General features: G+C 48.0%; 2 protein-coding genes. Both read right to left on the reverse strand.

Going from position 1 to position 652, the window contains the following annotated elements:
* Positions 1 to 291: hypothetical protein (locus C3B51_RS23115; RefSeq protein WP_130246539.1), on the reverse strand; the 291-nt coding region annotated here is incomplete at its 3' end.
* 45 nt (positions 292 to 336) lie between these two features.
* Positions 337 to 652, reverse strand: a 316-nt coding sequence (locus C3B51_RS23120; RefSeq protein ID WP_130246540.1) for an acyl carrier protein, incomplete at its 5' end; no start/stop codon positions are given.

Consider the following 652-nt stretch of genomic DNA (forward strand, 5'->3'; position numbering starts at 1 on the left):
CTGCGCCGAGCCCTTGTGCAGTTGGTCAATAAACCACAGTCGCTGCTGCGCAAAAGACAACGGCGCAATATCCGATGCCACTCTGGGTGTCACTTTCGTGCGTGTCTGCGTACTTTGCTGTTGCTCTGCCGCTAAAAACGCAATCAAATCTGCTTTGTGTTGTTTAACCTGAGCGCCAATCTCGGCTGTGATTGCACCTTGTTTGGCCTTTGACTTGAGCTTGCCATTGTCGAGATAAAAACTGACGCCCTGTTTTTCTAATTCTATGATTAACTTTTTAATTGTATTCATTGTTTTCTTCTTAAAATTCTGTTGATTAAATGTCGGACGTCGCGATTACCATTCCAGCTCTTCACACGCTTCGGTGGAATCGTCGCGATTGGACTTAAGCTGCAAATATTCAATGTGGACCGCCTGGTCACAGATCCGGGTGGCGTCATAGAGCTCCTGGATGCTGAACTCAATGTCGAAAGTTTCACGCACCTGAGTTGCCAGTTTTACAACCAGCAGCGAATGTCCGCCGAGGTCAAAAAAGTGGCTTTGTGTACTGATCTCTTGCGCCGCTATGCCCAGCAGCTGAGACCAGATCTCACACAAGGTCTGCTCAATATCATTTTCAGGTGCCACATAACGGCCCTGCAGCGCTGAAGTA

Origin of the sequence: Pseudoalteromonas rubra (assembly GCF_004212645.1) — a bacterium.
GTDB lineage: Bacteria > Pseudomonadota > Gammaproteobacteria > Enterobacterales > Alteromonadaceae > Pseudoalteromonas > Pseudoalteromonas rubra_G.